We start from the raw sequence: 22,328 nt of genomic DNA, 5'->3' as shown, positions 1-22,328 counted from the left end.
CCGGTTCTTCAAGCCCTTGGGAGCACGACCATGAGCGACATCGACGCCCTGAAGGACGAGATCAAGAAGCTGAACGCCCGCGCCACGCAGAAGAAGATGGATTTGCACGATTTGTCGGAAGAGCTTCCGCAGAATTGGCAGACCATCCTGACGGTGGCGCAGGAAACCTATGACGCCTTCAAGACCCTGACCGAGAAGCGGGCGGCGCTGAAGGCGCTGGAGAAGGCGTGATCCCCTCCATTTTCAAAAAAGCTTAGGCGCACCCTTTCCCGAGAGGAGCATTCCCATGGCTGAGTTCCTGACCGGCACCACCCGGGGTGGTCAGAGCTGGACCCCGAAATTCGTCGAAACCATCGATCAGAAGCAATGCATCGGCTGCGGCCGCTGCTTCAAGGTCTGCGGCCGCGGCGTGCTGAACATGATCGGCCTGACCGAGGACGGCGACGTCGTCGAGGCCTTCGACGACGAGGCCGAGAAGAAGGTGATGACGGTCGAGACCGCGGCCAACTGCATCGGCTGCGAAAGCTGCTCCAAGGTGTGTTCGAAGAACTGCATCACGCATGTCGCGGTGGCGGCGTAGGGGCCTCGCCCGGGTGCCCCCTCCCTTCCCAAGCTTTGCAGCTTGCGCCCCTTCCCTCCCCCGCCTTTGGCGGTAGAGGGAGTTGGTCGCAGAGCAGCGGCAGTTCCCTCTCCCTCGAAGAGGGGGAGGGTTAGGGAGGGGGCCTCACCTCGGCAAAGCCCCCGCTCCCCTCAGTACGCATACTCCTTGAACACCGGATCGACGCTGCCGCCCCAGGGACCGTTGAACTTCTCCAGAAGCTCGTCGGCCGGGCTGCGGCCGGTCTCGGCGATGACCTGCAGGGTGTCGAGGAAGTGGGTCTCGTCGTCGCCCCAATTGTCGTTGCGGGCACGCCGAGCCAGCCCGTCGCGGGCGATCGCCACAACCTCCCGGGCCACCTCGCGCACGCTGCGGTCGCGGAAGCTGGTGCGCAGGCCCGACCGCGGCACCTCGGCGCGCAAATGCGCGCGCTCCTCGGTCGTCCAGTCCTTCACCAGATCCCAGGCCGCATCCAGCGCCACCTGATCGTAGAGCAGCCCGACCCACAGCGCCGGCAGGGCGCACAGGCTGCGCCACGGACCGCCGTCGGCGCCGCGCATCTCCAGATACTTCTTCAGCCGCACTTCCGGGAAGGCGGTGGTGGTGTGGTCGGCCCAGTCGGTGATCAGCGGCAGCTCGCCCGGCAGGGCCGGCAGCTTGCCGTCCATATAGGCGCGGAAGGATTGGCCGGCGGCATCGATGTAGGTGCCGTCGCGGTAGACGAAGTACATCGGCGTATCAAGCAGGTAGTCGACGTAGCGCTCGAAACCGAAGCCGTCCTCGAACACGAAGGGGATGTCGCCGGTGCGGTCCGGATCGGTGTCGGTCCAGATGTGGCTGCGGAAGCTCTGGAAGCCGTTCGGCTTTCCCTCGGTGAAGGGCGACATGGCGAACAGCGCGGTCGCGATCGGCTGCAGGGCCAGCGACACGCGGAACTTCTTCACCATGTCCGCTTCGGACGCGAAGTCCAGGTTGACCTGCACCGTACAGGTCCGCGTCATCATGTCGAGGCCGAGCGAGCCGACCTTCGGCATGTAGTCGCGCATGATCTTGTAGCGGCCCTTGGGCATCCACGGGATGTCGTCGCGCGTCCATTTCGGCTGGAAGCCCAGCCCCATCATGGCGATGCCAAGCTCCGACCCGACCTCCTTCACCTGGCGCAGGTGGCGGTGCACCTCGGCGCAGGTCTGGTGCAGGGTCTCCAGCGGCGCGCCCGACAGTTCGACCTGCCCGCCCGGCTCCAGCGTGATGTTGGCCATGTCCTGGACCAACGCGATGATGTTGCCCTTTTCCTCCACCGGCTGCCAGCCGAAGCGGGTCATGCGGGTCAGCAGTTCGCGGATGCCGTCCGGCCCGTCATAGGGCAGCGGCCGCAAGTCGGAGGTGCGGTAGGCGAACTTCTCGTGCTCGGTCCCGATGCGCCAGTCCGGCGCCGGCTTGCTGCCGGATTCGAGATAGGCCACCAGTTGGCGGCGGTCGGTGATGGGTTCGCCGCGCGTGGTCGGGGGTGCGGACATGAAGTCTCTCGCGGGAAGTGGACGGAGGAACGGCCGGATGGCGGCCGGTTAAGGGGTCGGCGCGCGGAAAGGCGGACGCCGGTCGCTTCCCCCGGCAGTCCAATCCCCGGCCAAGGACTGCCAGCAAGCCAGCGCCGCCACCACCGCCGTATCGGCCCGCAGGATGCGCGGACCCAATCCCACCGGAACAACAAAGGGGAGTTTGGCGAGTTCGTCAAGTTCCGACTGGTCGAAGCCGCCCTCCGGCCCGACCAGCAAGGCCGCGGGACCGGGGGGCGCGTCGCGCAGCACATCGGCGATGGGGCGGGCGGAGCCGGCCTCCGCGCACAGATAGAGCCGGCGGTCGGCCGGCCAGCCGGCCAGCACGCGGTCCAGCGGCAGAGCCTCGCCCATCTCCGGTACGCTCAGGCGCTCGCACTGCTCGGCCGCCTCCACCGCATTGGCGCGCAGGCGGTCGATGTTGACGCGGTTGGGATCGGTGCGGCGGGTGAAGACCGGCCAGAGGCGGGAGATCCCCATCTCCGTCGCCTTTTCGGCGACGAAGTCGATGCGGCCCTTCTTCAGCGGGGCGAACAGCAGCCAGAGGTCCGGAGTCGTGTCCTGTTCCCGCCGCTGGTTCGCCACGGTCAGCGAGCACCAGCCCTTGCCGAAGCCATCGATCACCGCGCGCCATTCGCCGTCGCGGCCGTTGAACACGGCGACCGGATCGCCGCGGTCGAGCCGCAGGACATGGCGCAGGAAATGGGCGCGCTCATGGTCCAGCCCGACCGACTGGCCTTCGGCCAGCGGGCTGTCCACATACAGGCGGGTCTTGATCGGGTCGGCCATGGCTGTCGTCTCCGCGGGGCGGCGCCGACTATAGCCGGCTGCGGGCGTGCAAGTCAGCACATCAGAGACAACGGTGACGCGCAGGGGCGGTGCGCGGAAAACGGATGGCGGGCCGGAGCGCGGGGGATCAGGCTTTCGCGACCGGACCGCTGCGATCAGACTGGGGCGATCAGACTGGGGCGATCACGGCCTCGATCTGACGGCGCAAGTCGTTGGGCTGGACGGGCTTGTGCAGGATGCGCACCTGTTCGGCCTTGGCCGCGGCCATCAGTTCGGCGCCGGTGTCGCCGGTCAGGATGATGGCGGGAACGGCAACTCCGCAGGCCTCGCGCACCGCACGCACGGCGGTGATGCCCGACCAGCCGTCGCGCAGCCGGTAATCGGACAGGATCACGTCCGGAACCGGATGGCCCGGCAGCTTCGCCAGGACGGTTTCCACATCCTCGGCGGCCAGTACCCGGTAGCCCCAGGTGTCCAGCATGATCTCCATCCCGGCCAATATGATCGACTCGTCGTCGATGACGATGGCGAAACGGTCCGGTGTTGCGTTCATGTCCATTTAAGATAGCAGACCGCTGAGGTTACAACGAAGAAACAGTATTGGTGCGATTTTGGCGCGTGCAAGCCCCCGACCTGCTATTTTCCATAGCGACAGCCCGGGCCTAACGCCGCACCCACCTCGCACCCGGCCATGGCAGCGTGCTTGCCGCCTGGACGGCAGCCCGATACCTTCGCGCTGATTGCCTGTTCAGACATCTCAATAGCACAGCGGGAACGCCGCCGTCATGCCCACCGCCTCCACCGGTCCCACTCTTCCCGACTCAGGCTTTACAGACATCCGCCAAGACGGGTGGCTCGCCCGCCGCGTGCCGGCAGCTTTGCGCCCCTATGTCACGCTGGCACGGCTGGACCGTCCGATCGGGACATGGCTGCTGCTGTTCCCCTGCTGGTGGAGCGTGGCCCTGGCGATGCCGCAGCCCTTCCGCGACTGGCCGTCGCTGCTTTGGCTGATGGCGCTGTTCGGGATCGGCGCCGTTCTGATGCGCGGCGCCGGCTGCACCGTCAACGACATCCTGGACCGCAAGTTCGACGCGATGGTGGAACGCACCCGCTCCCGCCCGATCCCGTCGGGACAGGTGTCGGTGCGTCAGGCGCTGGCGTTCCTGGTGCTTCAGCTGCTGGTGTCGCTGCTGGTCCTGCTGCAGCTGGGGATGATGGCCATCGGGCTGGGCGTGCTGTCGCTGGCGCTGGTCTTCACCTATCCGCTGATGAAGCGCATCACCTGGTGGCCGCAGGCCTTCCTGGGCCTGACCTTCAACTGGGGCGCCCTGATGGGCTGGGCCGCGGTGCAGAACGATGTCGGTTGGCCGGCGCTGGCGCTCTATGTCACCGGCATCGCCTGGACGCTGGGGTACGACACCATCTACGCCCACCAGGACAAGGAGGACGACGCCCGGATCGGCGTGAAGTCCACCGCGCTGCGCCTGGGCGACCAGAGCAAGATCTGGATCTACGGCTTCTACACCCTGACCTATGTCGGCATCGGCATCGCCGGCCGCCTCGCCGGTCTGGGCGGCCTGTTCCTGCCGGTGCTGTCGCTGGCGGCGCTGCAACTGGCCTGGCAGGTCGCGACATGGCGGCCGGACGATCAGGGCGACTGCCTGGACAAGTTCAAGTCCAACCGCTGGTTCGGCTGGCTGGTTCTGGCGGCGATTTTGGCCGGGAAGATTTAGGGAGGCGTTGGTGGGGAGGGGGTTGGCTTTTCGATTGCCCCCTCCCTAACCCTCCCCCTCTTCGAGGGAGAGGGGACTGCCGCCGCCTCGCATAAGGCCCCCTCTCCCGCGTAAGCGGGGGAGGGTTGGGGTGGGGGCATCGTCTACCGACGCTCATACACCCCCCACAAACAAAAAGGGCGGAGCAAAGCCCCGCCCTTCCTGAAAGCCTGAAAACTACCCCGCTCAGCGCTCGCTGGTATCGGCCAGCTGGGCGACGGAGCTGGTCGAACCGGGCTTGCGGCCGGGGGCAACGGTGCGGCGGCTGCCGGGGGAGGTGACCTCGGCGACGGTCACCGGGGCCGCAGAAGCATGCGAGGCGCCCGGCTTGCGGACTGGAAGCACCGCGACGTCCGTGCGCTGCGGCTTGGCATGGGAGGCGACGGCGGTGGCCGGCAGGCTCTGCGGCTTGCGGCCGGGCACCGAGACGCTGTGGCCCTTCTGCGGGTGCAGCGACGCTTCCATCATGCGCGGGCCATTGGCTTTGGCACGGCCGCGCGGGCTGCTGCTGAAGCCCTGGTCCATGCCGCGGTCGCCGGCATCCAGCATCCGGCCGCCGCGCGGGGAAGCCTCCTCCCCCTCCGGCATGATGAAGCCGTAGGCGGCGTAGACGCGCAGGCCCATCTGGTCGGTCGGCTCGTGCCAGACGCGGACGGCGGACCAGTCGTTGTTGCGGGAAACGTCGACCACCCGCATGCCGCGGCGGAGCCCGTCGCCATCAATCCAGCTGTGGTCCACCTCGATGGTGCGGCGGTCGATCACCGCGCTGACCAGCGAGACGTGGCCACGGCGCATATGGCCGGTGCGCTTGAAGACGAGGACGGAACCGACGGCGGGGCGCTGGTCGCGGTCATACTGGCCGGCGGCATGGTCCCACCAAGTCCAGGCGTCGCCACGGATCGTGAAATCGGAGATGGAGCGGACGGTGCGGACGCAATCGCCGTCTTGTGCGGCAGCCGTCGACACGGTGAGGGGGCTGAGCGCGATCAAAGCCGCAAACGAAAGGCCGATGGCGGTTCCCCTCTGCCGCATGATTCCCCCAATCCCTCTGTTTTCCCCTGGCGAGAACGGGTAACACGGGTTCGCAGCTGTGTCTACACCGTTTGAAATGTGTAACATTCAAAAGCCATCGACCAGCATACCCCCAACAGCGGAGTCCCTCGGGAAGCCTCGTATGAACAACGCATCTCCGCAAGATTTCGTCCGCGACAACACGGCGCTGACGACCACGCCGCTGTTGCCGGAAATCCAGCTTCATCTTGCCACCGAGGTCACGCCCCTCTGGCAAGCCACCGAAGAGACCTTGGCCGCCACGAACTTGCCACCGCCATACTGGGCTTTCGCTTGGCCGGGCGGACAAGCTGTGGCGCGGCTGTTGCTCGACCGGCCGGAGCTGGTGGCCGGCAGGTCGGTGCTCGATTTTGCCGCAGGCACCGGGCTGGTCGGCATCGCCGCGATGATGGCGGGGGCGGCGCGGGTCCAGTGCTGCGACATCGACCGCTTCTCGCTCGCCGCCATTGCGCTGAATGCCGAGGCCAACGGGGTGGAGCTCAAGGCGGTCAGCGCCGATCTGGTCGGCCGGCCGCTGCCGGGCATCGACGTCGTGCTGGCCGGCGACGTCTGTTACGAGAAGCCGATGGCCGAACGGGTGACGGCGTGGCTGCGCGAGATCGCGGCGACCGGAACGCTGGTCCTGCTGGGCGATCCCGGCCGCGCCTACTTCCCCGCCGGCGGTGTCGAGAAGGTGGCGAGCTATACCGTCCCGACCTCGCTGGAGCTGGAGGACCGCGAGGCGCGCGAAACGGCGATCTGGCGCCTGTTGGCTCAGATTTAGCGATCAGATTCACACGTCAGATCGATTCCGATCTTACGTAATCCGATCTAACGGCTGAGGCGCGAGACGGCCAGCCGCAGGTCGGCCAGGAAGGTCGGCTGTTCCACCAGCTGGCCGCGCAGCAGGTAGCTGGGGTGGAAGGTCGGAACCACCTCCACCCCCTCCAGCAGCCGGCAGGGCAGCACCTTGCCGCGCAGCTGCAGGATGCCGTTCTCTCCGGTCAGCGCCCAGGTCGGCGTGCGGCCGAGCGCCACGATCACCGACGGACGGTATTCGGTCAGCGTGGCGCGCAGATGCTCGATCTCGCCGGCGAACTCGGCGAGCAGCCGATCGGACGTGCCGAAGGCGCCCCAGCTCTCGTCGATCTCCCGCCCCTCCTTGCGGGCGCGGGCGCGCGAGGCGAAGAAATGCCCAACCTTGTTGCCGGGCGGCTGGTAGCGGAAGACGTTGGCGACCAGGCATTCCGCCCGCTCGATCCCCACGGCGGCCAGCGATTCGTCCAGCAGCTTGCCGCTGCGACCGACGAAGGGCGTGCCCTGCCGGGCCTCCTCCGCCCCCGGCGCCTCGCCGACGATGGCGAGCCGCGGCCCGTCGACCGGCTTGGTCGGGTATTGGTAATCGGCGAAGGGCATGTCGGTGCGCAGGTCGGTCATCGGATCGCTTCCAGAAATCTTGCCAAATGGGCGCAGTCGGGGCGCCGGGCTTGCCGAAGCGCCTGCCCGAACCCAAGCTTGTAGGCGGTAAGGTTCCAGCCCAGACCGCCCAACCTACAAACAAGCCCAACCTGCAAACAAGGGAGAGACCGGGATGACACCGCAAACACCGGCGACACAGGAGCTGGCCGGCAAGACCTGCGAGCCCTGCCGCGGCGGAATACCGCCGATGGACCGCGCGATGGCCGCCTCCTATCTGGTGCAGGTGCCGGGCTGGGTCATGAAGGAAGACCCCGACCGCATCGAGCGCGACTTCAAGTTCCCCGACTTCGTCCAGGCCCAGGCCTTCGCCAATCAGGTGGGCACCCTGTGCGAGGCCGAAGGCCACCACGCCGACATCCATTTCGGCTGGGGCCACTGCCGGGTCGCGTTCTGGACCCACAAGATCAAGGGCCTGCACGAGAACGACTTCATCATGGCCGCGAAGGTCAACGGGCTGGCCGACGCGCCCTATGTGCCGGCATCGGTGGGAACCCCGCCGCCGCCTTATGTGCAGGGGGCGTGAGGCGGACGCTTTGGATGCCCCCCTCCCTTCCCACGCTTAACAGCGTGGGCCCCTTCCCTCCCCCGCCCTCGGCCGGCCAAAGGCCGGTCCGATCGCGGGAGAGGGAGTGTAGCGCGGAGCGGCGGCAGTCCCCTCTCCCGCTGAAAGCGGGGGAGGGTTAGGGAGGGGGCAAAGTGCTGCCCCTACCCCCACAACTCCGCCAGCGGCGGCTGGACCACCGCGCCGTCATAGTGCAGCCCCGGCTCGCGGTCGCAGGCAAGCAGCAGCGGGCCGTCGAGATCGACGTAGCGCGCCCCCTGCCCCACCAGCATCGCCGGGGCCATGGCCAGCGAGGTCGCCACCATGCAGCCGACCATCACCTCGAACCCCATGGCATGGGCGGCGCGGGTCATCGCCAGCGCCTCGGTCAGGCCGCCGGTCTTGTCCAGCTTGACGTTCACCACCTGATAGAGCCCGCGCAGCTTCTCAAGCGATTCCAGCCCGTGGCAGGATTCGTCGGCGCCCAGCGGCACCGGACAGGCGACTCCGCGCAGGGCATCGTCCTGGCCGGCGGGCAGCGGCTGCTCGATCATCTCGACGCCCAGGCCGGCGAGCACCGGAGCGAAGCGGTGCAACTGATCCAGCGTCCAGCCCTCGTTGGCGTCCACCACCAGCCGGGCGGCGGGCGCGGCGGCGCGGACGGCGCGGACCCGGTCGAGGTCGCCCTCCCCCGTCAGCTTCATCTTCAGCAGCGGATGGCGCGGCGCCCGTTCCCGCGCCGCGGCGGCCATCGCCTCGGGTTCGTCGACGCTCAGCGTGTAGCAGGTGACCAGCGGCCCCGGCGGCTCGGCCAGCCCGGCGAGCTTCCAGGCGGGCACGCCGCTGCGCTTGGCCTCCAGGTCCCACAGGGCGCAATCCAACGCGTTGCGGGCCGCCCCCGGCGGCATCAGCCGGGACAGCGAATCGCGGTCCAGCCCACCGGCCACCGCGCCTGCCCTCGCCTCCAGTGCAGCGACGACTCCGTCCACGCTCTCGCCATAGCGGGCGTAGGGCACGCATTCGCCACGGCCGCAGTGCGGACCGTCGGTCACCTCCGCCACCACCACTGCGGCTTCGGTCTTGGCCCCGCGCGAGATGCGGAAAGAGCCGCGGATCGGGAAGCTCTCCCGGCGGACGGTCAACTGTTGGGCGGACATGATCGCGAACCCCGAAACGGAACAGGGCCGGGAGTGTATCCCGGCCCTGCCCTTTTCCGCGACAGTGAAGGCGACAGCCGAGGCCGCCGTATCAGCGTTCCTGTGTCAGCGTTCCTGAATGATCACGCCGTACCAGCCCAGCCCCTTGTAGGTCTCGTAGCCGGGGGTCAGGGCATAGCCGACGATGCGGTTCCTGTCGTCGATGTAGTGGCCCATGGAGCCGGCATTGCGACGCAGCGGCACCGTCTCGGTCAGCAGGCCGCGCCCGTCGGACGAGGCGATCACCCGATGACGGGCGTCGAGCAGCAGGCAACGCGACTTCTCGCGCTCCCCGGCCTCCAGCCGCACGCCCTCGACCACGGCGGCGGCCTGGGGTTCCCAGTCGAAGAAGATGCCGAGCACGCCGATTGCGTCGCCGTCCGACTCGCCGTCGCGGCGGATGGCCGTGGCATAGGTGGCGACGACACGGTCGTCCAGGCTGCGGTTGCGGGCGACGTCGCCGACCGTGAACTCGCTGCCGTTGCGGGTGGCCAGCGCCTGGCGGAACCAGGGCTCGTCCGACACGTTGGCGCCGCGCGCCCCCGGATAGCGGTCGGGCCGGCCGTTGGCGATGACGGTGCCGTTGCGATCGGCGATCCAGAGGTCGAGGTAGACGGTGTAGGATTCCAGGATCACGCCCAGCCGGCGCGAGGCATGGCGGCGCGCCTCCTCGCCCGGGTCGGCGGCACAATCGACCACCGCGCTGTCGGTCGCCCACCAGCGCACGTCGCAGGACCGTTCGTACAGGTTGCGGTCGATGATCTCGATCATGTTCAGCGACAGGTCGGCCAGCCGCTTGCCGTGCATTTCCTGCACCATGGCGCTGCCGGTGGTGGTCAGGTGATCGACGCGGGCGACGATCTCCGACCGCAGTTCCTTGGTGATGCTGTTGACCTGCGTCGAGATCTCCGACACCTCGTTGGCGACGACGGCGAAGCCGCGCCCGGCGTCGCCGGCCCGCGCCGCCTCGATCAAGGCGTTCATCGCCAGCATCTTGGTGCGCCGGGTGATGTCCTCGATCAAGGACACCTTCTTCGAGGCAACATCCAGCACGCCCCGCGACAGCTCGAACAGATCGGTGCCCGCCATGCTCATCGTCTTGTCCCCCGTCATGACCGTCCCTGTTTCCCCTTCATCAAAAGCCGTGCCAACGGTCGCCGGTTCTCCGCGGGCCACCCACCCTTCCCGATTTCCGCGGCACTTGGCCGCGGACGACACCCTTGGTCCGGATGTTTCGGAAGTGTCGTACGGTTAAGATGCTGAAACTAAAGGCAGGCTGGCGTGAGGTTGCTCAACGGGTCGTGGCGTCGGCAGTCATACGCCAGCCATATTGCCGACTGGTAACACGATTTCTCGCTAAATTCGTAATAAAAAGTCCGCGCCGCCTGGAAATACGCCAGATCAATTCCGCATTGCGGGATCTCATGCACATGCTGTGCACATTCGCCGGGCAGTTGATGCGATGCGCGTCACCACGCCGGGAAAGCGCCGTCAGGCGACGCGATGCATCTCGTCAAGGAAACGCTGGACCTCTCGGGTCAGGCGGTCGGCTTCGGCCGCCATGCGTTCGGACGCGGCGAACACCTCGTGCGCGGTGCCGCTGGTGCGGCCGGCGGCATCGGTGACCTCGCGGATGTCGTCGGACACGGCACGGGTGCCGGCGGCGGCCTGCTCCATGTTGACGACGATCTCGCGCACGGCGGAGCCCTGCTGCTCGATACCGGCGCTGATGCCGGCCGCGATCTGGTTGATCGAGGTGATGGTGCGGCCGATGCCGACGATGGCGCCGACCGCCTCGTCGGTGGAGGACTGGATGCCGGCAATCTGGGCCGCGATGTCGCCGGTGGCCTTGGCGGTCTGGTCGGCCAGCCGCTTCACCTCCTGCGCCACGACGGCGAAGCCCTTGCCGGCCTCCCCCGCCCGTGCCGCCTCGATCGTGGCGTTCAGGGCCAGAAGGTTGGTCTGGCTGGCGATGTCGTTGATCAGGGTGATGACGTCGCCGACCGTGCGCGCCGCCCCCGACAGCGTGGCGACCAACGCGTTCGACCGCTCGGCCTCGCCGGCCGCGGTTTCGGCGACGCGGGCGACGTCGCCGATCTGGCGGGCGATCTCGGCGATGGAGGCGGACAGCTCTTCCGTCGCGGCGGCGACGCTGCCGACATTGCTGCCGGTCTGCGCCGCAGAGGCCGCGACCGACGAGGCCTTGCCGGTCGCCTGGGTCGCGTCCGTCTCCATGGTGCGGGCGGAGACCTCCAACTGATGGGCGGTGTCGGCCACCTCGCTGCAGACGCTCTGGATCTGGCCCTCGAAGCGCTGGGTGACGCCGGCGAAACCAGCGACCTTCTGCGAAATGCTCTCGGTCGCCGCATTGATGGTGCGGCTGGCGTGCAGGAAGCCGCCCTGCATGCCGCGCAGCACGATCCGGCGGAAATACTTGTGCTCCGACACCGCATGCATGGAGGCCGTCGCCTCGCGCACGAAGGCGTCGGTGCGGTCGATGGCATCGTTGGTGGCGTGCATCAGTTCGCCCAGCGCCCCGCCCTCGCGGATGCCGATCACCCGCGCCTCGAAATCGCCGGCGGCGACGGCACGGTTGACCGCGGTCAGCTGCCGCACCACCGCGCCGGCGCGGCGCAGGTACAGACCGGCCCCGCCCAGCGTGGCGAGCCCGGCCAGCGCCAGACCGGCGCGCAAAGCGACGCCGCCGGCATTCAGCAGCTCCACGACCAGCAGGACCGCCAGCGCGACGAGGCCAAGCGCGACCAGCCAACCGGCCCGGGTCAGGGACGACGCGTTAGAGGGAGAAGACGAATTCGTCATACCCGATTCCCTTTTCGGCCAGCAGGGCGAGGACGGCGGCGAATCCGGCCTCCATCCCCTGCTTGCGGTCGGCGTGGCTGTCCTCGATTTCGAGGAGCTGACGGTAGAGCGGGATGACCTTGTCCAGCGCCGACCGCTCCGGCACCCGGCGGGAGGAGTGGTAGCCGATCACCCGCCCGTCCACGTCGAAACTTGGCGTGACATGGGCGAAGACCCAATAATGGTCACCGTTGCGGGCGCGGTTGACGACATAGGCGAAGATCTCCTGCCCCGCCTCCAGGGTGACCCACAACAGCTTGAAGACGCAGCGCGGCATGTCGGGATGGCGCACGATGGAATGGGGGGCGCCCATCAGCTCCGATTCGCTGTAGCCGGCGACCTGCTGAAACACCCGGTTTGCGTAGGTGATCCGCCCCTTCAGGTCCGTCTTGGAAACGATGACTTCATCCGGGTCGAAGAAGCGTTCCACCCCCGTCAGGGGAACGTCGCGTCGTGCCATGTGCCTTCCGGTCTCCCGCATCCCTGACCCGCCGGGATCACGCCGGTCCTGGCATGCTCCCGTCACGACGAAAACCGGCGGCAGGGACGGATTATGTCCGGATCGGCATGCCGCGCGATGCCCCGCACCGCGGGCGCCGCAACGATTTGCACTGTAATGTGACGGAAGCTTGCAGGAAAGACCCTACCTATTGCGGTGCTGAAATATTTGGGTACGGACGGTAGGGCGGATCAGCTGCCTTACTCCGGCGGATAGGGAACGATCAGCAGACGGTCGGCCGGCGGGTTGTCCACCGTCACCACGGTGCCGTCGGGCCAGCGCACCTCCACCTGCTCCACCGCATGGAGCGGCCCCAACCCGAAATGGGCGACCGGTTCGCCCTGGCAGAGATAGCCGGAGCCGGCGCACACCGCCCGGCGCTGGCGTCGTCCGCCGACGGTCAGGCTGACCACCGCACCGCGGGCCGGCGCCCCGAAGGGAGTCAGCGGCTGCACGCGCAGCCAGCCATTGTTGGTCGCCTCCGGACGAAAGACCGACAGCGGCTGCGCGCTGCCCTCTGCGCCTTGGCCGCCCCCATGGGAGCCGTGGCCGCCATGAGAACTGCCATGCGCCAGGATCAGTTCCAGCCGCCCGTCCCCATCGATGTCGGCCGCGACGGCACCGGTGCCGAGGCCCTTCGGCTCGGCGGCGTCGCCAAGCTCCAATTCCTGCCACTGGTCGTTGCGCCAGCCGAACAGGCGATTCGGTTCGCCATGGGCATGGAAGAACAGCTCTTCATAGCCGTCATTGTCGAAATCGGCGGCGACGACGGTGAAGATGCGGCCGGGCATCGAAAAATCGGCACCGGCCGCTTCGACGAAGCCGCCGCCCATGCGCTGCTGGAAATAGCGCTGCGCCCCGTCCCAGGTGCCGACCACCAGATCGAACAGCCCGTCGCCGTCGGCGTCCAGCGCCACCACCGCACGGCCGGACGGACGCGAATCGGCGATGCCGCGCTCTTCCGCGATCTCCTCGAAATTGCCGTCGCCGAGGTTGCGGAACAGCTCGTTGGGACCGCCGTCGTTGACCGTCACCACATCCATGTGGTCCGAGACGATCGACAGGGCAGTGACGCCGCGTGCCGCGCCGATCGAGTCCAGCCCGGCCTCCTCCGCCCCATCCTCCAGCCGGCCGCGGCGGGTCAGCTCGTACAGGTGCAGGGGCCCGCCGTCCGTCGCCACCAGGAAGCCGTAGCGGCCATGCCCCCAGCGGTCCATCGCCGCGACCGCGCCGGCGGCGGTGTGGTTGGCGGCGCCGGCATTCTCCGCCTGGGCGAAAAGGTCGATCCAATGCTTGCCGAAGCAGGCGAAGAGCCGGTCGGCCATGTCCTTGGAACCGGTGGCGCGGTCGCAGTTGACGACGTAAAGCTCTTCCCGCCCGTCGCCGTCGATGTCGGCGGCGGCCAGCCCCAAGGCGGGACCGGCGGGATCGGCCAGCAGCGGACCGGCGACGTCGACCAGCCGGCCGTCCACCCATTTCAGGACGAGGTTGGCGGTGCGGTAGCCGGCCACGACCAGTTCGAAGGCCCCGTCGCCGTCGATGTCCGTGACCGCAATTCCGTTCGATGGCCGCGGCGGGTTCTCGGCGATCAGCGACGAGCAATCGAGGAACATCGGCACCCTCTTGTCCCGTGGTCGGTCCGTCGCCAACAGTCCCGTCCGGCCCCCGGACCTGTCATCGGGCAGGCCTTTGGAGCCATTGGCCTTTCGTGCGGCGTATCCCTGTTGATACCCCGTCCCCGCCCGCCCGTAAACCCGGACGGATGATCAGGGGCGGCCTATGTCCGATGCAGATGTGCGATGCGGAAGCCCCAAACGCAAAAATCCCCCCGGCGCGGCTGCACCGGAGGGATCCCGGAGGTTCAGGCGAAGGCAGCAACGGGTGCCGCCCCCGTCTCAGATCCGCTTCTTCGCGCCCGAGTTGCCGGCCGCACGCTTGGCCGCGGCATCGTCGTTGCCGGCCGGCTTCTCCGCCGCCTTGGCCGCGGCTGCGGCCTTGGCCTGCTCGCGGGCCGGCAACTCGATGTTGACCTCCAGCGTCGAACAATCGCCGCCGCGGTCGAGCTTCACCTCGACCTTGTTCTCGTCGATGTTGACGTATTTGGCGATGACCGCCAGCAGTTCCTGCTGGAGCATCGGCAGATAGTCGGGGCCGCTGCGCCCGGCGCGCTCATGCGCCATGACAATCTGCAGACGCTCCTTGGCCTGGACGGCCGACGCGCGCGGCGCCGCGCGGAAGAAGTTGAAGATGCTCATGCGCTCCTCCGCAGGAGCCGGCTGAACAGGCCCTTCTTCTGGGGGGTGACGAATCGATGCTCGATGTCCTCGCCCAGGAAGCGGCCGACCGCGTCCGAATAGGCCAAGCCGGCGTTGGAGACCTCGTCGAGGATCACCGGCATGCCGACGTTGGAGGCGCGCAGCACGGCCTGGCTTTCCGGGATGACGCCGAGCAGCGGGATCGCCAGGATCTCCAGCACGTCGTCGACCTTCAGCATCTCGCCCTTCTCGACCCGTTCCGGATCGTAGCGGGTCAGCAGAAGCTGCTGGGTCACAGGCTCCAGCCCCTGCTCCGCCCGGCGGGAGCGCGAGTTCAGTACGCCCAGGATGCGGTCGCTGTCGCGCACCGACGAGACTTCGGGGTTGGTGACGATGATCGCGTGGTCGGCGAAATAGAGCGACATCAGGGCGCCGCGCTCGATGCCGGCCGGGCTGTCGCACAGGATGTAGTCGAATTCCTTCGACAGCTCGTTCAGGACCTTCTCCACCCCCTCGCGGGTCAGCGCGTCCTTGTCGCGCGTCTGCGAGGTCGGGAGGATGTAGAGGTTCTCGATCCGCTTGTCCTTGATCAGCGCCTGGTTGAGCTTCGCCTCGCCATTGATGACGTTGATGAAGTCGAAGACCACCCGGCGTTCGCAACCCATCACCAGATCCAGGTTGCGCAGGCCGACGTCGAAGTCGATGACGACCGTCTTGAAGCCGCGAAGCGCCAGTCCGGTCGCGAAGGCCGCGGACGAGGTCGTCTTGCCGACACCGCCCTTGCCGGAGGTCATGACGATGATCTTGCTCAACGGAGCCTCTCCCATAATCCCAAAGTTGCCGTCACCGATACCATAGACGTTCCGAAGATTTCACCCTTCGGAAAAGATCCTATCCTACCGCGTCTCAGCCCGTCTTCAGAAGGTCCATGCTGAGGACGCCGTCGCGCAGGAAAACCTGCACGGCTTTCTTGTAAAAGTCACTGCCGATGTCTTCGCTGATGCGATAATTGCCTGCGACCGATAGCACCTCCGCCTCCAGGCTGTGGCAGAAGATGCGGGCGTTGGTGTCGCCGGAGAAACCGGCCAGCGCCCGGCCGCGCAATGCGCCATAGACATGGATGTTGCCGTCGGCCAGCAACTCCGCCCCCGGTGAAACGGAGCTGGTGACGATCAGGTCGGTCTTTTCGGCATAGACCCGCATGCCGGAGCGCACCGGTTCGGTCACCACCACGGTCGGGCGGTGGACGACCTCGATCAGCACCTGCGGCGCGGCGACCGGCGCCTGCTGATCCGGTTGGCGGGGATCGGGGGCCTTCACCACCTCTTCCAGCTTGGCGGCGCGGCCCGACGGCATCGGCGTCAGGCCGACATTCATCGCCGCCTCGCGCACCGCCTGCGGTCCGCCCTGGAAACCGACCGGCAGCAGGTTCAACGCCTGCACCTGCGCCACGAAGGCGCCCAGGTCGAAGACGATGGACTCCGGCAGGTCGTCGAAATCCAGCACGACCGGCGCGTTGTGGAAGAAGTTGGGCGCCTGGCGCACCTTGACGTTCAGCTGGGTGAAGAAATTCGGCGATGTCGGAGCAAAGACCTTCAGCACCATCATGGTGAAGGAGTTGCCACGCAACTGGAACGGCACATCCCGTTCGGCGACCTGACTGGCGCTGCTCACCGTAGCCTTCCCGTTCGTTCCTGCCGTCCCGTGCCGTGCGTCCGGTCCGCCATGCGTCTGGTTCCGTCCTGCGTCCGGTCCGGAGCCGACCGCCATCGCGCCCGGCACCGGCATCGAGCCAGCCAATCCGCGCCTTCTAGCCGTCCGCAGCGGTTGGATTCAAGAGTTTCCCCGCCCCCATGGGTGACAATCGAATGCCGCGCCCGAACGCCGGGCCATCGCCCGGCGACGGACAAATCCCCACCCCGCCCGGCCATCGCCGACAGCGACGGCCTCGGGCCGCGGCCGCCCACCTGCGCGGACAGGCCAGGGTTGCAGCATATCGTTCGATTTCCCCCGTGGCCGCACAGTGTAATCAAAGCGTCCGGCAGCGGCAAAGCCTTTCGGCCGCATCAGCCGGAAGGCCATCCGGCGGCCGATGCGGCTCGGCGGAAAGGGTTACCAACCCCGCCCCTTCGGGTTTCCTGCGGCACCCACACCACATCTAGTATGAATATTTCGCGTCGGCCGCAATTTTGCCTGACGCCGTGCGGTGGGACCGGTACAGTCAGGATGCGTGGCTTCCAACGACGACGAGGTTCTCTTGCACCTTGTTTCGCTTATAGAGCACCTCCCCCGTCGGCCCGCACCGGCATGTCCGGATCCGGCACGACGCCCGGCAGCAACGCCCGGCGAAGCACTCATCAGCGAGCATCCACGCGCCCGATCGAGCCTCCCCTTGCGGGAGGTTTTTTTGTGCCCGGATGCCGGCGTGCCTGACTCCGGCGCCACCCCCACCATTCGAGGAGATGCGACATGGCCAAGCGTTCCAGCAAAGGCATCGCCGCGGCGGGCGACTCCACCGTCCACCCGCTTTTCCCCGGCATGAGCAGCCCCGCCGCCACCGGCTGGGATCCGCTTGGTGGGAGCGACGACCGCCGCGACCAGAGCTATATCCGCAAGGTCAAGCCGCAGAACCCCAACCAGAAGCTTTTGATGGACGCCATCAAGACGCACAATCTGGTGGTGGCGCTCGGACCGGCCGGCACCGGCAAGACCTACATCGCCATCTCCTCGGCGGTGGAGGCCCTGGAATCGGGCAGCGTCGACCGCATCGTCCTTTCCCGCCCGGCGATCGAGGCCGGCGAGAGCATCGGCTACCTGCCCGGCGACATGCACGAGAAGATGGCGCCCTTCCTGCGCCCGCTCTACGACGCGCTGACCGACCGGCTGGGGTCGAAGCGGCTGCGGATGATGATGGCCGACGGCACCATCGAGATCGCGCCGGTGGGCTTCATGCGCGGCCGAACCCTGAACAACGCCTTCGTGGTGATCGACGAGGCGCAGAACTGCACCTACGCGCAGATCAAGATGCTGCTGACCCGGCTGGGTTGGCATTCCACCATGGTGCTGACCGGCGACCCCGACCAGACCGACCTGCTGGACAACCTGTCCGGGCTGGCCGACATCGCCCGGCGGCTTGAGGCGGTGGAGGGCATCGCCGTCGCCCGCCTGACCGAGAAGGACATCGTCCGCCATCCGCTGGTCGCCAGCATGCTGACGGTGCTCTGACCGCGGCCATTCGCCGCAATGTTGCACGGGAGGCGTCGATGCGGCGCCTCCCGCCCCTCGATGTCGGCGGCCTCGCCTCTCACACCCTGCTATGGTTGCATTTATGACATTCAGTTGAACGAAACATAGGATATACGAGCAAATAGGCTTGACGGCCGAGCCAACCCCGGCAAATGTCCACAAAATTTTAAGGACATCGCCGAGGGGGCCGCAGCCGTGACCGTTGCCGTGTTCGAACGCATCAGCATCCGGGGCAAGATCGCATTGATCCTGGCGGCGGCGGGTGTCGGGCTCGTCCTGATCGCCGTGGTCAGCCTGATGGGGCTGCGTGCCGAGATGATGGCCGACCGTCGCGACAAGACCCGCAACGTGGTGGAGATCGCCCACAGCCTGATCACCCATTTCGAGGCGCGCGAACGTGCCGGCGCCCTCTCCCGCGCCGAGGCGCAGGCCGGCGCGAAGGCTGCGCTGAAGGCGTTGCGTCACGATGGCGAAGAGTATTTCTTCGTCACCGACCTCAGCCCCCGCATGGTCATGCACCCGATCAAACCGGAGTTGGACGGCACCGACGTGTCGCGCAACGCCGACCCCAACGGCAAGCTGCTGTTCCAGGATTTCGTGCGCGTGGTGAAGGCCGAGGGCGCCGGATTCGTCGATTACCTCTGGCCGAAGCCCGGGTCGGCGGAGCCGGTGGCGAAGCTGTCCTACGTCAAGGGATTCGCCCCGTGGGGCTGGCTGGTCGGATCGGGCATCTACATCGACGACGTCGACGACGCCTTCCGCCGCGCCGCGTGGCGGCTGGCCGGCACCGGGCTGCTGATCGCGCTGGCCGCCGGGCTTCTGGCGCTGCTGGTCAGCCGGGCCATCGTCCGGCCGCTCGGCGGGCTGGGCCGGGTCATGCAGGATCTGGCCGGCGGCAACAGCGCGGTCGCCGTGCCCGGTCTCGGCCGCGGCGACGAGATCGGCGCCATGGCCCGCACCGTGGAGGTCTTCCGCGTCCAGCAGATCGATCTTGCCGGCCATTGGGAGCGGCAGAAGATCGAGCATCGCGTGGGCGAGCAGCGCGCCCAGGCGCTGAAACGGCTGACCGACCGCTTCGACGCCACCATCGCGGAAACCATCCGCACCGTCGGCACCGCCGTCGGCACGCTGGAGACCACCGCCCGCGCCCTGTCCGCCACCGCCGACCGCAACCGGCGCGAGGCGACCTCCGTCGCCGGCGCCTCGCAGCAGGCGTCGAGCAGCGTGCAGACCGTCGCTTCGGCGGCGGAGCAGTTGACCGGCTCCATCGCGGCGATCGGGCAGCAGGTGGTGACCTCGTCGGCCATCTCCACCCAGGCGGTGGAAGCCTCGCACAAGGCGGGGGAGCGGATCGACGGCCTGGGCCAAGCCGCGCAGAAGATCGGCGAAGTGGCCGACCTGATCGCCGGGATCGCCGGCCAGACCAACCTGCTGGCGCTGAACGCCACCATCGAGGCGGCACGGGCCGGCGAGATGGGCAAGGGGTTCGCCGTGGTGGCGGGCGAGGTGAAGACGCTCGCCAACCAGACCGCCAAGGCCACGGAGGAGATCGCCCGCCACATCGCCGAGGTGCAGGAAGCCACACGGACCGCCGTCGCCGCCATCCGCGAGATCGGAACCATCGTCGCCCGCAGCGACGAGATCGGCACCTCCATCGCCGCCGCCGTCCAGCAACAGGGCGCGGCAACCGGCGAGATCGCCCGCAGCGCCGGAGAGGCGGCGGAGGGAACCCGGCAGGTCTCCACCAGCATCGACGCCGTGTCCGACGCGGCGCTGGAGACCGAACGGTCGGCCGGCGCGCTGCTGGACGCCGCCGGCGGGCTGTCGCGGCAGGCAGAGGGGCTGCGCGGAATGGTTGACGCCTTCCTGGTCAATGTCGAGGCGATCAATGCGGCACCGCTCGCCGCGCTTCACGACGCCGCGCCGGACGGGTCGGAGACCTTCATGCCCTGGACCGACAGCCTGGCGGTCGGGGAGGAGGGAATCGACACCGACCATATGATCCTGATCGCGCTGATGAACGAGGCTGCCTCATTGGCGCGGCGGGCGAAGGGCTCCTCCGGCGGCAACACCGGCGACCGCCGGGCGCTCGGTGAGGCGATCGGCCGGCTGATGGCCTACACGGTCCTGCATTTCGAGCAGGAGGAGCGGCTGATGGACCAATGCGGCTATCCCGACGCCAAGGCCCACAAGGCCCAGCACGAGGCTTTGCGCACCCGGGCCGGCGACCTGCGCCGCCGGCTGGATGCCGGCGACTCCGTGGCCGACGAACTGCTGGCCCTGACCCGCGAATGGCTGTTCGAACACATCCAGCGCGCCGACAAGCGGATCGGCGAGCATCTGGCCGCCATTCGCCGCACGGCCGGCGGTGCAATCGAGCCGTCTACGGCCAAACGGGCGGCGTGACGGGCATATGGCCTACGGACTGACCGCGCCCTGCCTCTTGACCTGGGCGGCAGGCGGCCCCATTCCTGACGCATCATGAAGGCACGACTCATCCGCATCGCCGCCGCCTCCGTCCTCGCCATCGCCGTGTCCGCCGGCGTCGCCTGGTGGCAGGTGCGCAACGCCGCAACGACCGTGGAAGCCGGCGCGAAGACCGCCGTACCCATCGGCGGGCCCTTCGCGCTGACCGACAACCGCGGACGCACCGTCACCGACGCCGATTTCCGCGGCAAGTACATGCTGATCTATTTCGGCTATACCTACTGCCCGGACGTCTGCCCGACCGAACTGGGGGTGATGACCCAGGCGCTGGACAAGCTGGGTCCGAAGGCGGAGCAGGTGCAGCCCGTCTTCATCACGGTCGATCCGGACCGCGACACTGTGGCGCACATGAACGATTATGTGGCGTTGTTCCACCCCCGGCTGGTCGGGCTGACCGGCACGGCGGAGCAGGTGCGCGATGCCGCCCGCGTCTACCGCGTCTATTACGCCAAAGCGCCGCAGAAGGATGGAAAGCCCGAGGATTACCTGATGGACCATTCCAGCTTCATCTATTTGATGGGGCCGGACGGAAAGTTCGTCGGCGTGTATCCCGGCGGCACCGGGGCCGACAAGATCGTGCAGGATCTGTCCGGACGGATCGCCGGCTGAGCTGCGCAGAGGGGGTGAAAAGCCCTCAAAAACCCCGGAAAAGCGGTCATACCACCGGGTTTTTTCGCATGCTGGAGCGGGACAACGCGCCGCACCGCGGCAAAATCCGCGACATTTCCTGTCTTTCTCAATCTTTTCAATGGTTTACACCGCAGGTTTTGCGACTTGACAGGGTAACGCCCCACCCGTATGGTCTCGCCGCTTTCGCATGGCTGCGAGCCAACGAGTGCCAAGGGTGATTGAGAGGCGGAATGGACAACAAAACGCCCCCCGATCCTTTGGGTGACCTCGAAGCCCGGTTGCGGAAGGCGCGTGAGGGACAACGCGGCTGGTCTGGCGGACCTGGTAGCAAATACCATCGTCCGCCGCAGGGCGCCCTCGCCACCGCCTGGCGCATCGGGACGGAGCTTGTTGCGGCCATGATCGTCGGCGTCGGCGGCGGGCTTCTGCTCGATCGCTGGCTCGGCACCGCGCCCTGGGGACTGATCGTCATGTTCTTCCTTGGGGCCGCGGCGGGAGTCCTGAACGTCTACCGGGCCGTCACCGGCTTCGGCATCGCCGCCGGCTACCGCCGGCCCACTGGGGACGACAACGAGCGCCAAGACGGCGACGCACACTGAGCGAGGACGACCTTGGATCCGCTGCACCAGTTCCAAATCAACCCGTTGTTCCAGATCGTGCTCGGCGGCTACGACGTGTCCTTCACGAACTCGGCCTTCTTCATGGTCGTGGCCGTGGCGGCGATCTACGCCCTGCTGGTCATGGGCATGGCGAACAAGTCGATGGTTCCCGGCCGTCTGCAGGCGCTGGCCGAGATGTTCTACGAGTTCGTCGCGAACCTGGTGCGCGACAACGCCGGCCACGACGCCAAGCCCTACTTCCCGTTCGTGTTCTCGATCTTCATGTTCGTGCTGATCGGCAACATGATCGGCATGATCCCCTACACCTTCACCTTCACCAGCCACATCATCGTGACCTTCGCGCTGGCGGCGACGGTGTTCGTGTTCGTGACCATCCTGGCCCTGCTGAAGCACGGCCTGCACTTCTTCTCCTTCTTCATGCCGCATGGCGCTCCGATCGCGCTCGCCCCGATCCTCATCCCGATCGAGGTGATCTCCTACGTGATGCGCCCCGTCAGCCTCTCGATCCGACTGTTCGCCAACATGATGGCCGGTCACACGATGCTGAAGGTCTTTGCCGGCTTCACGGTCATGATGATCAGCGGTCTCGGCGCGCTGGGCTTCGTCACCGGCCTCGTCCCGCTGGCGATCAACGTCGCCCTGACCGGCTTCGAGTTCCTGGTGGCTTTCCTGCAAGCCTACGTCTTCTCGATCCTGACCTGCCTGTACATCCGCGACGCTCTGGAGCTGCACTAAGCGGCTCCCGGCGAAA

Annotated in this window: 22 protein-coding genes and 1 pseudogene; 10 read left to right on the top strand and 13 right to left on the bottom strand. The window is 67.6% G+C overall.

What is annotated here, in order from left to right:
• The first annotated feature begins 30 nt into the window (after positions 1 to 30).
• A complete protein-coding gene (locus VD964_RS16290) occupies positions 31 to 231 on the top strand; it encodes a CCE_0567 family metalloprotein (protein ID WP_310114587.1) in 201 nt (66 codons plus the stop codon).
• A gap of 55 nt (positions 232 to 286) precedes the next feature.
• Positions 287 to 580 carry a ferredoxin III, nif-specific gene (gene fdxB, locus VD964_RS16285; RefSeq protein WP_324869580.1) on the top strand — a complete coding sequence of 98 codons (294 nt, stop codon included), beginning with the start codon at positions 287 to 289 and terminating at the stop codon, positions 578 to 580.
• A gap of 170 nt (positions 581 to 750) precedes the next feature.
• Here the strand turns inward: fdxB and VD964_RS16280 are convergent, their stop codons facing one another.
• The 3 genes from VD964_RS16280 to VD964_RS16270 form a co-directional block, all read right to left on the bottom strand.
• Positions 751 to 2,115, bottom strand: a complete 1,365-nt coding sequence (locus VD964_RS16280) for a glutamate--cysteine ligase (protein WP_324869579.1) — start codon at positions 2,113 to 2,115, stop codon at positions 751 to 753.
• Between the two features lie 48 nt (positions 2,116 to 2,163).
• Positions 2,164 to 2,943 carry a 16S rRNA (uracil(1498)-N(3))-methyltransferase gene (locus VD964_RS16275; protein ID WP_324869578.1) on the bottom strand — a complete coding sequence of 260 codons (780 nt, stop codon included), beginning with the start codon at positions 2,941 to 2,943 and terminating at the stop codon, positions 2,164 to 2,166.
• A gap of 169 nt (positions 2,944 to 3,112) precedes the next feature.
• Positions 3,113 to 3,496 carry a response regulator gene (locus tag VD964_RS16270; RefSeq protein WP_324869577.1) on the bottom strand — a complete coding sequence of 128 codons (384 nt, stop codon included), beginning with the start codon at positions 3,494 to 3,496 and terminating at the stop codon, positions 3,113 to 3,115.
• Between the two features lie 232 nt (positions 3,497 to 3,728).
• On the opposite strand from VD964_RS16270, the gene ubiA reads away from it, so the two are divergent.
• Positions 3,729 to 4,676, top strand: a complete 948-nt coding sequence (gene ubiA / locus VD964_RS16265) for a 4-hydroxybenzoate octaprenyltransferase (protein ID WP_324869576.1) — start codon at positions 3,729 to 3,731, stop codon at positions 4,674 to 4,676.
• Between the two features lie 225 nt (positions 4,677 to 4,901).
• Here the strand turns inward: ubiA and VD964_RS16260 are convergent, their stop codons facing one another.
• Positions 4,902 to 5,747 (bottom strand): CHAP domain-containing protein, encoded by an 846-nt coding sequence (locus VD964_RS16260; RefSeq protein WP_324869575.1) that lies wholly within the window; start codon positions 5,745 to 5,747, stop codon positions 4,902 to 4,904.
• A gap of 142 nt (positions 5,748 to 5,889) precedes the next feature.
• Here VD964_RS16260 and VD964_RS16255 point away from each other — a divergent pair, with 142 nt between their 5' ends.
• Positions 5,890 to 6,549: a class I SAM-dependent methyltransferase gene (locus VD964_RS16255; RefSeq protein WP_324869574.1), complete on the top strand. Its 660-nt coding sequence runs from the start codon at positions 5,890 to 5,892 to the stop codon at positions 6,547 to 6,549.
• Positions 6,550 to 6,596: 47 nt separating this feature from the next.
• On the opposite strand, the gene VD964_RS16250 is transcribed toward VD964_RS16255, so the two are convergent.
• Complete coding sequence (locus tag VD964_RS16250) at positions 6,597 to 7,202, bottom strand: uracil-DNA glycosylase (protein ID WP_324869573.1); 606 nt, start codon at positions 7,200 to 7,202, stop codon at positions 6,597 to 6,599.
• Between the two features lie 154 nt (positions 7,203 to 7,356).
• Between VD964_RS16250 and VD964_RS16245 the strand changes: the two genes are divergently transcribed.
• The gene (locus VD964_RS16245; protein WP_324869572.1) at positions 7,357 to 7,767 is read left to right on the top strand and encodes a 4a-hydroxytetrahydrobiopterin dehydratase; all 411 of its coding nucleotides are present in this window, start codon (positions 7,357 to 7,359) and stop codon (positions 7,765 to 7,767) included.
• Positions 7,768 to 7,949: 182 nt separating this feature from the next.
• Here VD964_RS16245 and dgcA read toward each other — a convergent pair whose 3' ends face one another.
• The 8 genes and pseudogenes from dgcA to minC form a co-directional block, all read right to left on the bottom strand.
• Positions 7,950 to 8,942, bottom strand: coding sequence for an N-acetyl-D-Glu racemase DgcA (gene dgcA / locus VD964_RS16240; RefSeq protein WP_324869571.1), 993 nt, complete (start codon positions 8,940 to 8,942; stop codon positions 7,950 to 7,952).
• Positions 8,943 to 9,047: 105 nt separating this feature from the next.
• The gene (locus VD964_RS16235; protein ID WP_324869570.1) at positions 9,048 to 10,094 is read right to left on the bottom strand and encodes a methyl-accepting chemotaxis protein; all 1,047 of its coding nucleotides are present in this window, start codon (positions 10,092 to 10,094) and stop codon (positions 9,048 to 9,050) included.
• Between the two features lie 378 nt (positions 10,095 to 10,472).
• Entirely contained in the window at positions 10,473 to 11,801 is a 1,329-nt protein-coding gene (locus VD964_RS16230; RefSeq protein WP_324869569.1) for a methyl-accepting chemotaxis protein, read from the bottom strand.
• The gene (locus VD964_RS16225; protein WP_324869568.1) at positions 11,776 to 12,300 is read right to left on the bottom strand and encodes a PAS domain-containing protein; all 525 of its coding nucleotides are present in this window, start codon (positions 12,298 to 12,300) and stop codon (positions 11,776 to 11,778) included. The genes VD964_RS16230 and VD964_RS16225 overlap by 26 nt, the downstream gene beginning before the upstream one ends.
• A gap of 239 nt (positions 12,301 to 12,539) precedes the next feature.
• Positions 12,540 to 13,952, bottom strand: a complete 1,413-nt coding sequence (locus tag VD964_RS16220) for a CRTAC1 family protein (RefSeq protein ID WP_324869567.1) — start codon at positions 13,950 to 13,952, stop codon at positions 12,540 to 12,542.
• Positions 13,953 to 14,345: 393 nt separating this feature from the next.
• Positions 14,346 to 14,594: pseudogene (gene minE / locus VD964_RS16215) on the bottom strand (cell division topological specificity factor MinE); the annotation flags it as partial.
• Positions 14,591 to 15,406, bottom strand: a complete 816-nt coding sequence (gene minD / locus VD964_RS16210; RefSeq protein WP_149223123.1) for a septum site-determining protein MinD — start codon at positions 15,404 to 15,406, stop codon at positions 14,591 to 14,593. The pseudogene minE and the gene minD, both read right to left, overlap by 4 nt.
• A 94-nt stretch (positions 15,407 to 15,500) precedes the next feature.
• Positions 15,501 to 16,268, bottom strand: coding sequence for a septum site-determining protein MinC (minC, locus tag VD964_RS16205; RefSeq protein WP_246024252.1), 768 nt, complete (start codon positions 16,266 to 16,268; stop codon positions 15,501 to 15,503).
• Between the two features lie 795 nt (positions 16,269 to 17,063).
• Between minC and VD964_RS16200 the strand changes: the two genes are divergently transcribed.
• The 5 genes from VD964_RS16200 (at position 17,064) to VD964_RS16180 (ending at position 22,312) form a co-directional block, all read left to right on the top strand.
• Positions 17,064 to 17,819, top strand: a complete 756-nt coding sequence (locus VD964_RS16200; RefSeq protein WP_324869566.1) for a PhoH family protein — start codon at positions 17,064 to 17,066, stop codon at positions 17,817 to 17,819.
• Positions 17,820 to 18,035: 216 nt separating this feature from the next.
• The gene (locus VD964_RS16195) at positions 18,036 to 20,246 is read left to right on the top strand and encodes a bacteriohemerythrin (protein ID WP_324869565.1); all 2,211 of its coding nucleotides are present in this window, start codon (positions 18,036 to 18,038) and stop codon (positions 20,244 to 20,246) included.
• A 75-nt stretch (positions 20,247 to 20,321) separates the two neighbouring features.
• Positions 20,322 to 20,936 (top strand): SCO family protein, encoded by a 615-nt coding sequence (locus tag VD964_RS16190; protein WP_324869564.1) that lies wholly within the window; start codon positions 20,322 to 20,324, stop codon positions 20,934 to 20,936.
• 251 nt (positions 20,937 to 21,187) lie between these two features.
• Entirely contained in the window at positions 21,188 to 21,556 is a 369-nt protein-coding gene (locus VD964_RS16185; protein WP_324869563.1) for an AtpZ/AtpI family protein, read from the top strand.
• Between the two features lie 12 nt (positions 21,557 to 21,568).
• A complete protein-coding gene (locus VD964_RS16180; RefSeq protein WP_149223117.1) occupies positions 21,569 to 22,312 on the top strand; it encodes a F0F1 ATP synthase subunit A in 744 nt (247 codons plus the stop codon).
• Positions 22,313 to 22,328: the final 16 nt, after the last annotated feature.

This window comes from Azospirillum sp. (assembly GCF_035628975.1).
In the GTDB taxonomy this organism is placed as follows: Bacteria; Pseudomonadota; Alphaproteobacteria; order Azospirillales; family Azospirillaceae; genus Azospirillum.
The sequence above is the reverse complement of the archived record's forward strand: the minus strand, read 5'-3'. Positions and strand labels throughout refer to the sequence as shown.

Excerpts from the sequence above, each read along its gene's own strand:
- VD964_RS16290 (WP_310114587.1), top strand. The coding sequence starts at position 31 with ATGAGCGACATCGACGCCCTGAAGGACGAGATCAAGAAGCTGAACGCC.
- fdxB (WP_324869580.1), top strand. The coding sequence starts at position 287 with ATGGCTGAGTTCCTGACCGGCACCACCCGGGGTGGTCAGAGCTGGACC.
- VD964_RS16280 (WP_324869579.1), bottom strand. The coding sequence starts at position 2,115 with ATGTCCGCACCCCCGACCACGCGCGGCGAACCCATCACCGACCGCCGC.
- VD964_RS16275 (WP_324869578.1), bottom strand. The coding sequence starts at position 2,943 with ATGGCCGACCCGATCAAGACCCGCCTGTATGTGGACAGCCCGCTGGCC.
- VD964_RS16270 (WP_324869577.1), bottom strand. The coding sequence starts at position 3,496 with ATGAACGCAACACCGGACCGTTTCGCCATCGTCATCGACGACGAGTCG.
- ubiA (WP_324869576.1), top strand. The coding sequence starts at position 3,729 with ATGCCCACCGCCTCCACCGGTCCCACTCTTCCCGACTCAGGCTTTACA.
- VD964_RS16260 (WP_324869575.1), bottom strand. The coding sequence starts at position 5,747 with ATGCGGCAGAGGGGAACCGCCATCGGCCTTTCGTTTGCGGCTTTGATC.
- VD964_RS16255 (WP_324869574.1), top strand. The coding sequence starts at position 5,890 with ATGAACAACGCATCTCCGCAAGATTTCGTCCGCGACAACACGGCGCTG.
- VD964_RS16250 (WP_324869573.1), bottom strand. The coding sequence starts at position 7,202 with ATGACCGACCTGCGCACCGACATGCCCTTCGCCGATTACCAATACCCG.
- VD964_RS16245 (WP_324869572.1), top strand. The coding sequence starts at position 7,357 with ATGACACCGCAAACACCGGCGACACAGGAGCTGGCCGGCAAGACCTGC.
- dgcA (WP_324869571.1), bottom strand. The coding sequence starts at position 8,942 with ATGTCCGCCCAACAGTTGACCGTCCGCCGGGAGAGCTTCCCGATCCGC.
- VD964_RS16235 (WP_324869570.1), bottom strand. The coding sequence starts at position 10,094 with ATGACGGGGGACAAGACGATGAGCATGGCGGGCACCGATCTGTTCGAG.
- VD964_RS16230 (WP_324869569.1), bottom strand. The coding sequence starts at position 11,801 with ATGACGAATTCGTCTTCTCCCTCTAACGCGTCGTCCCTGACCCGGGCC.
- VD964_RS16225 (WP_324869568.1), bottom strand. The coding sequence starts at position 12,300 with ATGGCACGACGCGACGTTCCCCTGACGGGGGTGGAACGCTTCTTCGAC.
- VD964_RS16220 (WP_324869567.1), bottom strand. The coding sequence starts at position 13,952 with ATGTTCCTCGATTGCTCGTCGCTGATCGCCGAGAACCCGCCGCGGCCA.
- VD964_RS16200 (WP_324869566.1), top strand. The coding sequence starts at position 17,064 with ATGGCCAAGCGTTCCAGCAAAGGCATCGCCGCGGCGGGCGACTCCACC.
- VD964_RS16190 (WP_324869564.1), top strand. The coding sequence starts at position 20,322 with ATGAAGGCACGACTCATCCGCATCGCCGCCGCCTCCGTCCTCGCCATC.
- VD964_RS16185 (WP_324869563.1), top strand. The coding sequence starts at position 21,188 with ATGGACAACAAAACGCCCCCCGATCCTTTGGGTGACCTCGAAGCCCGG.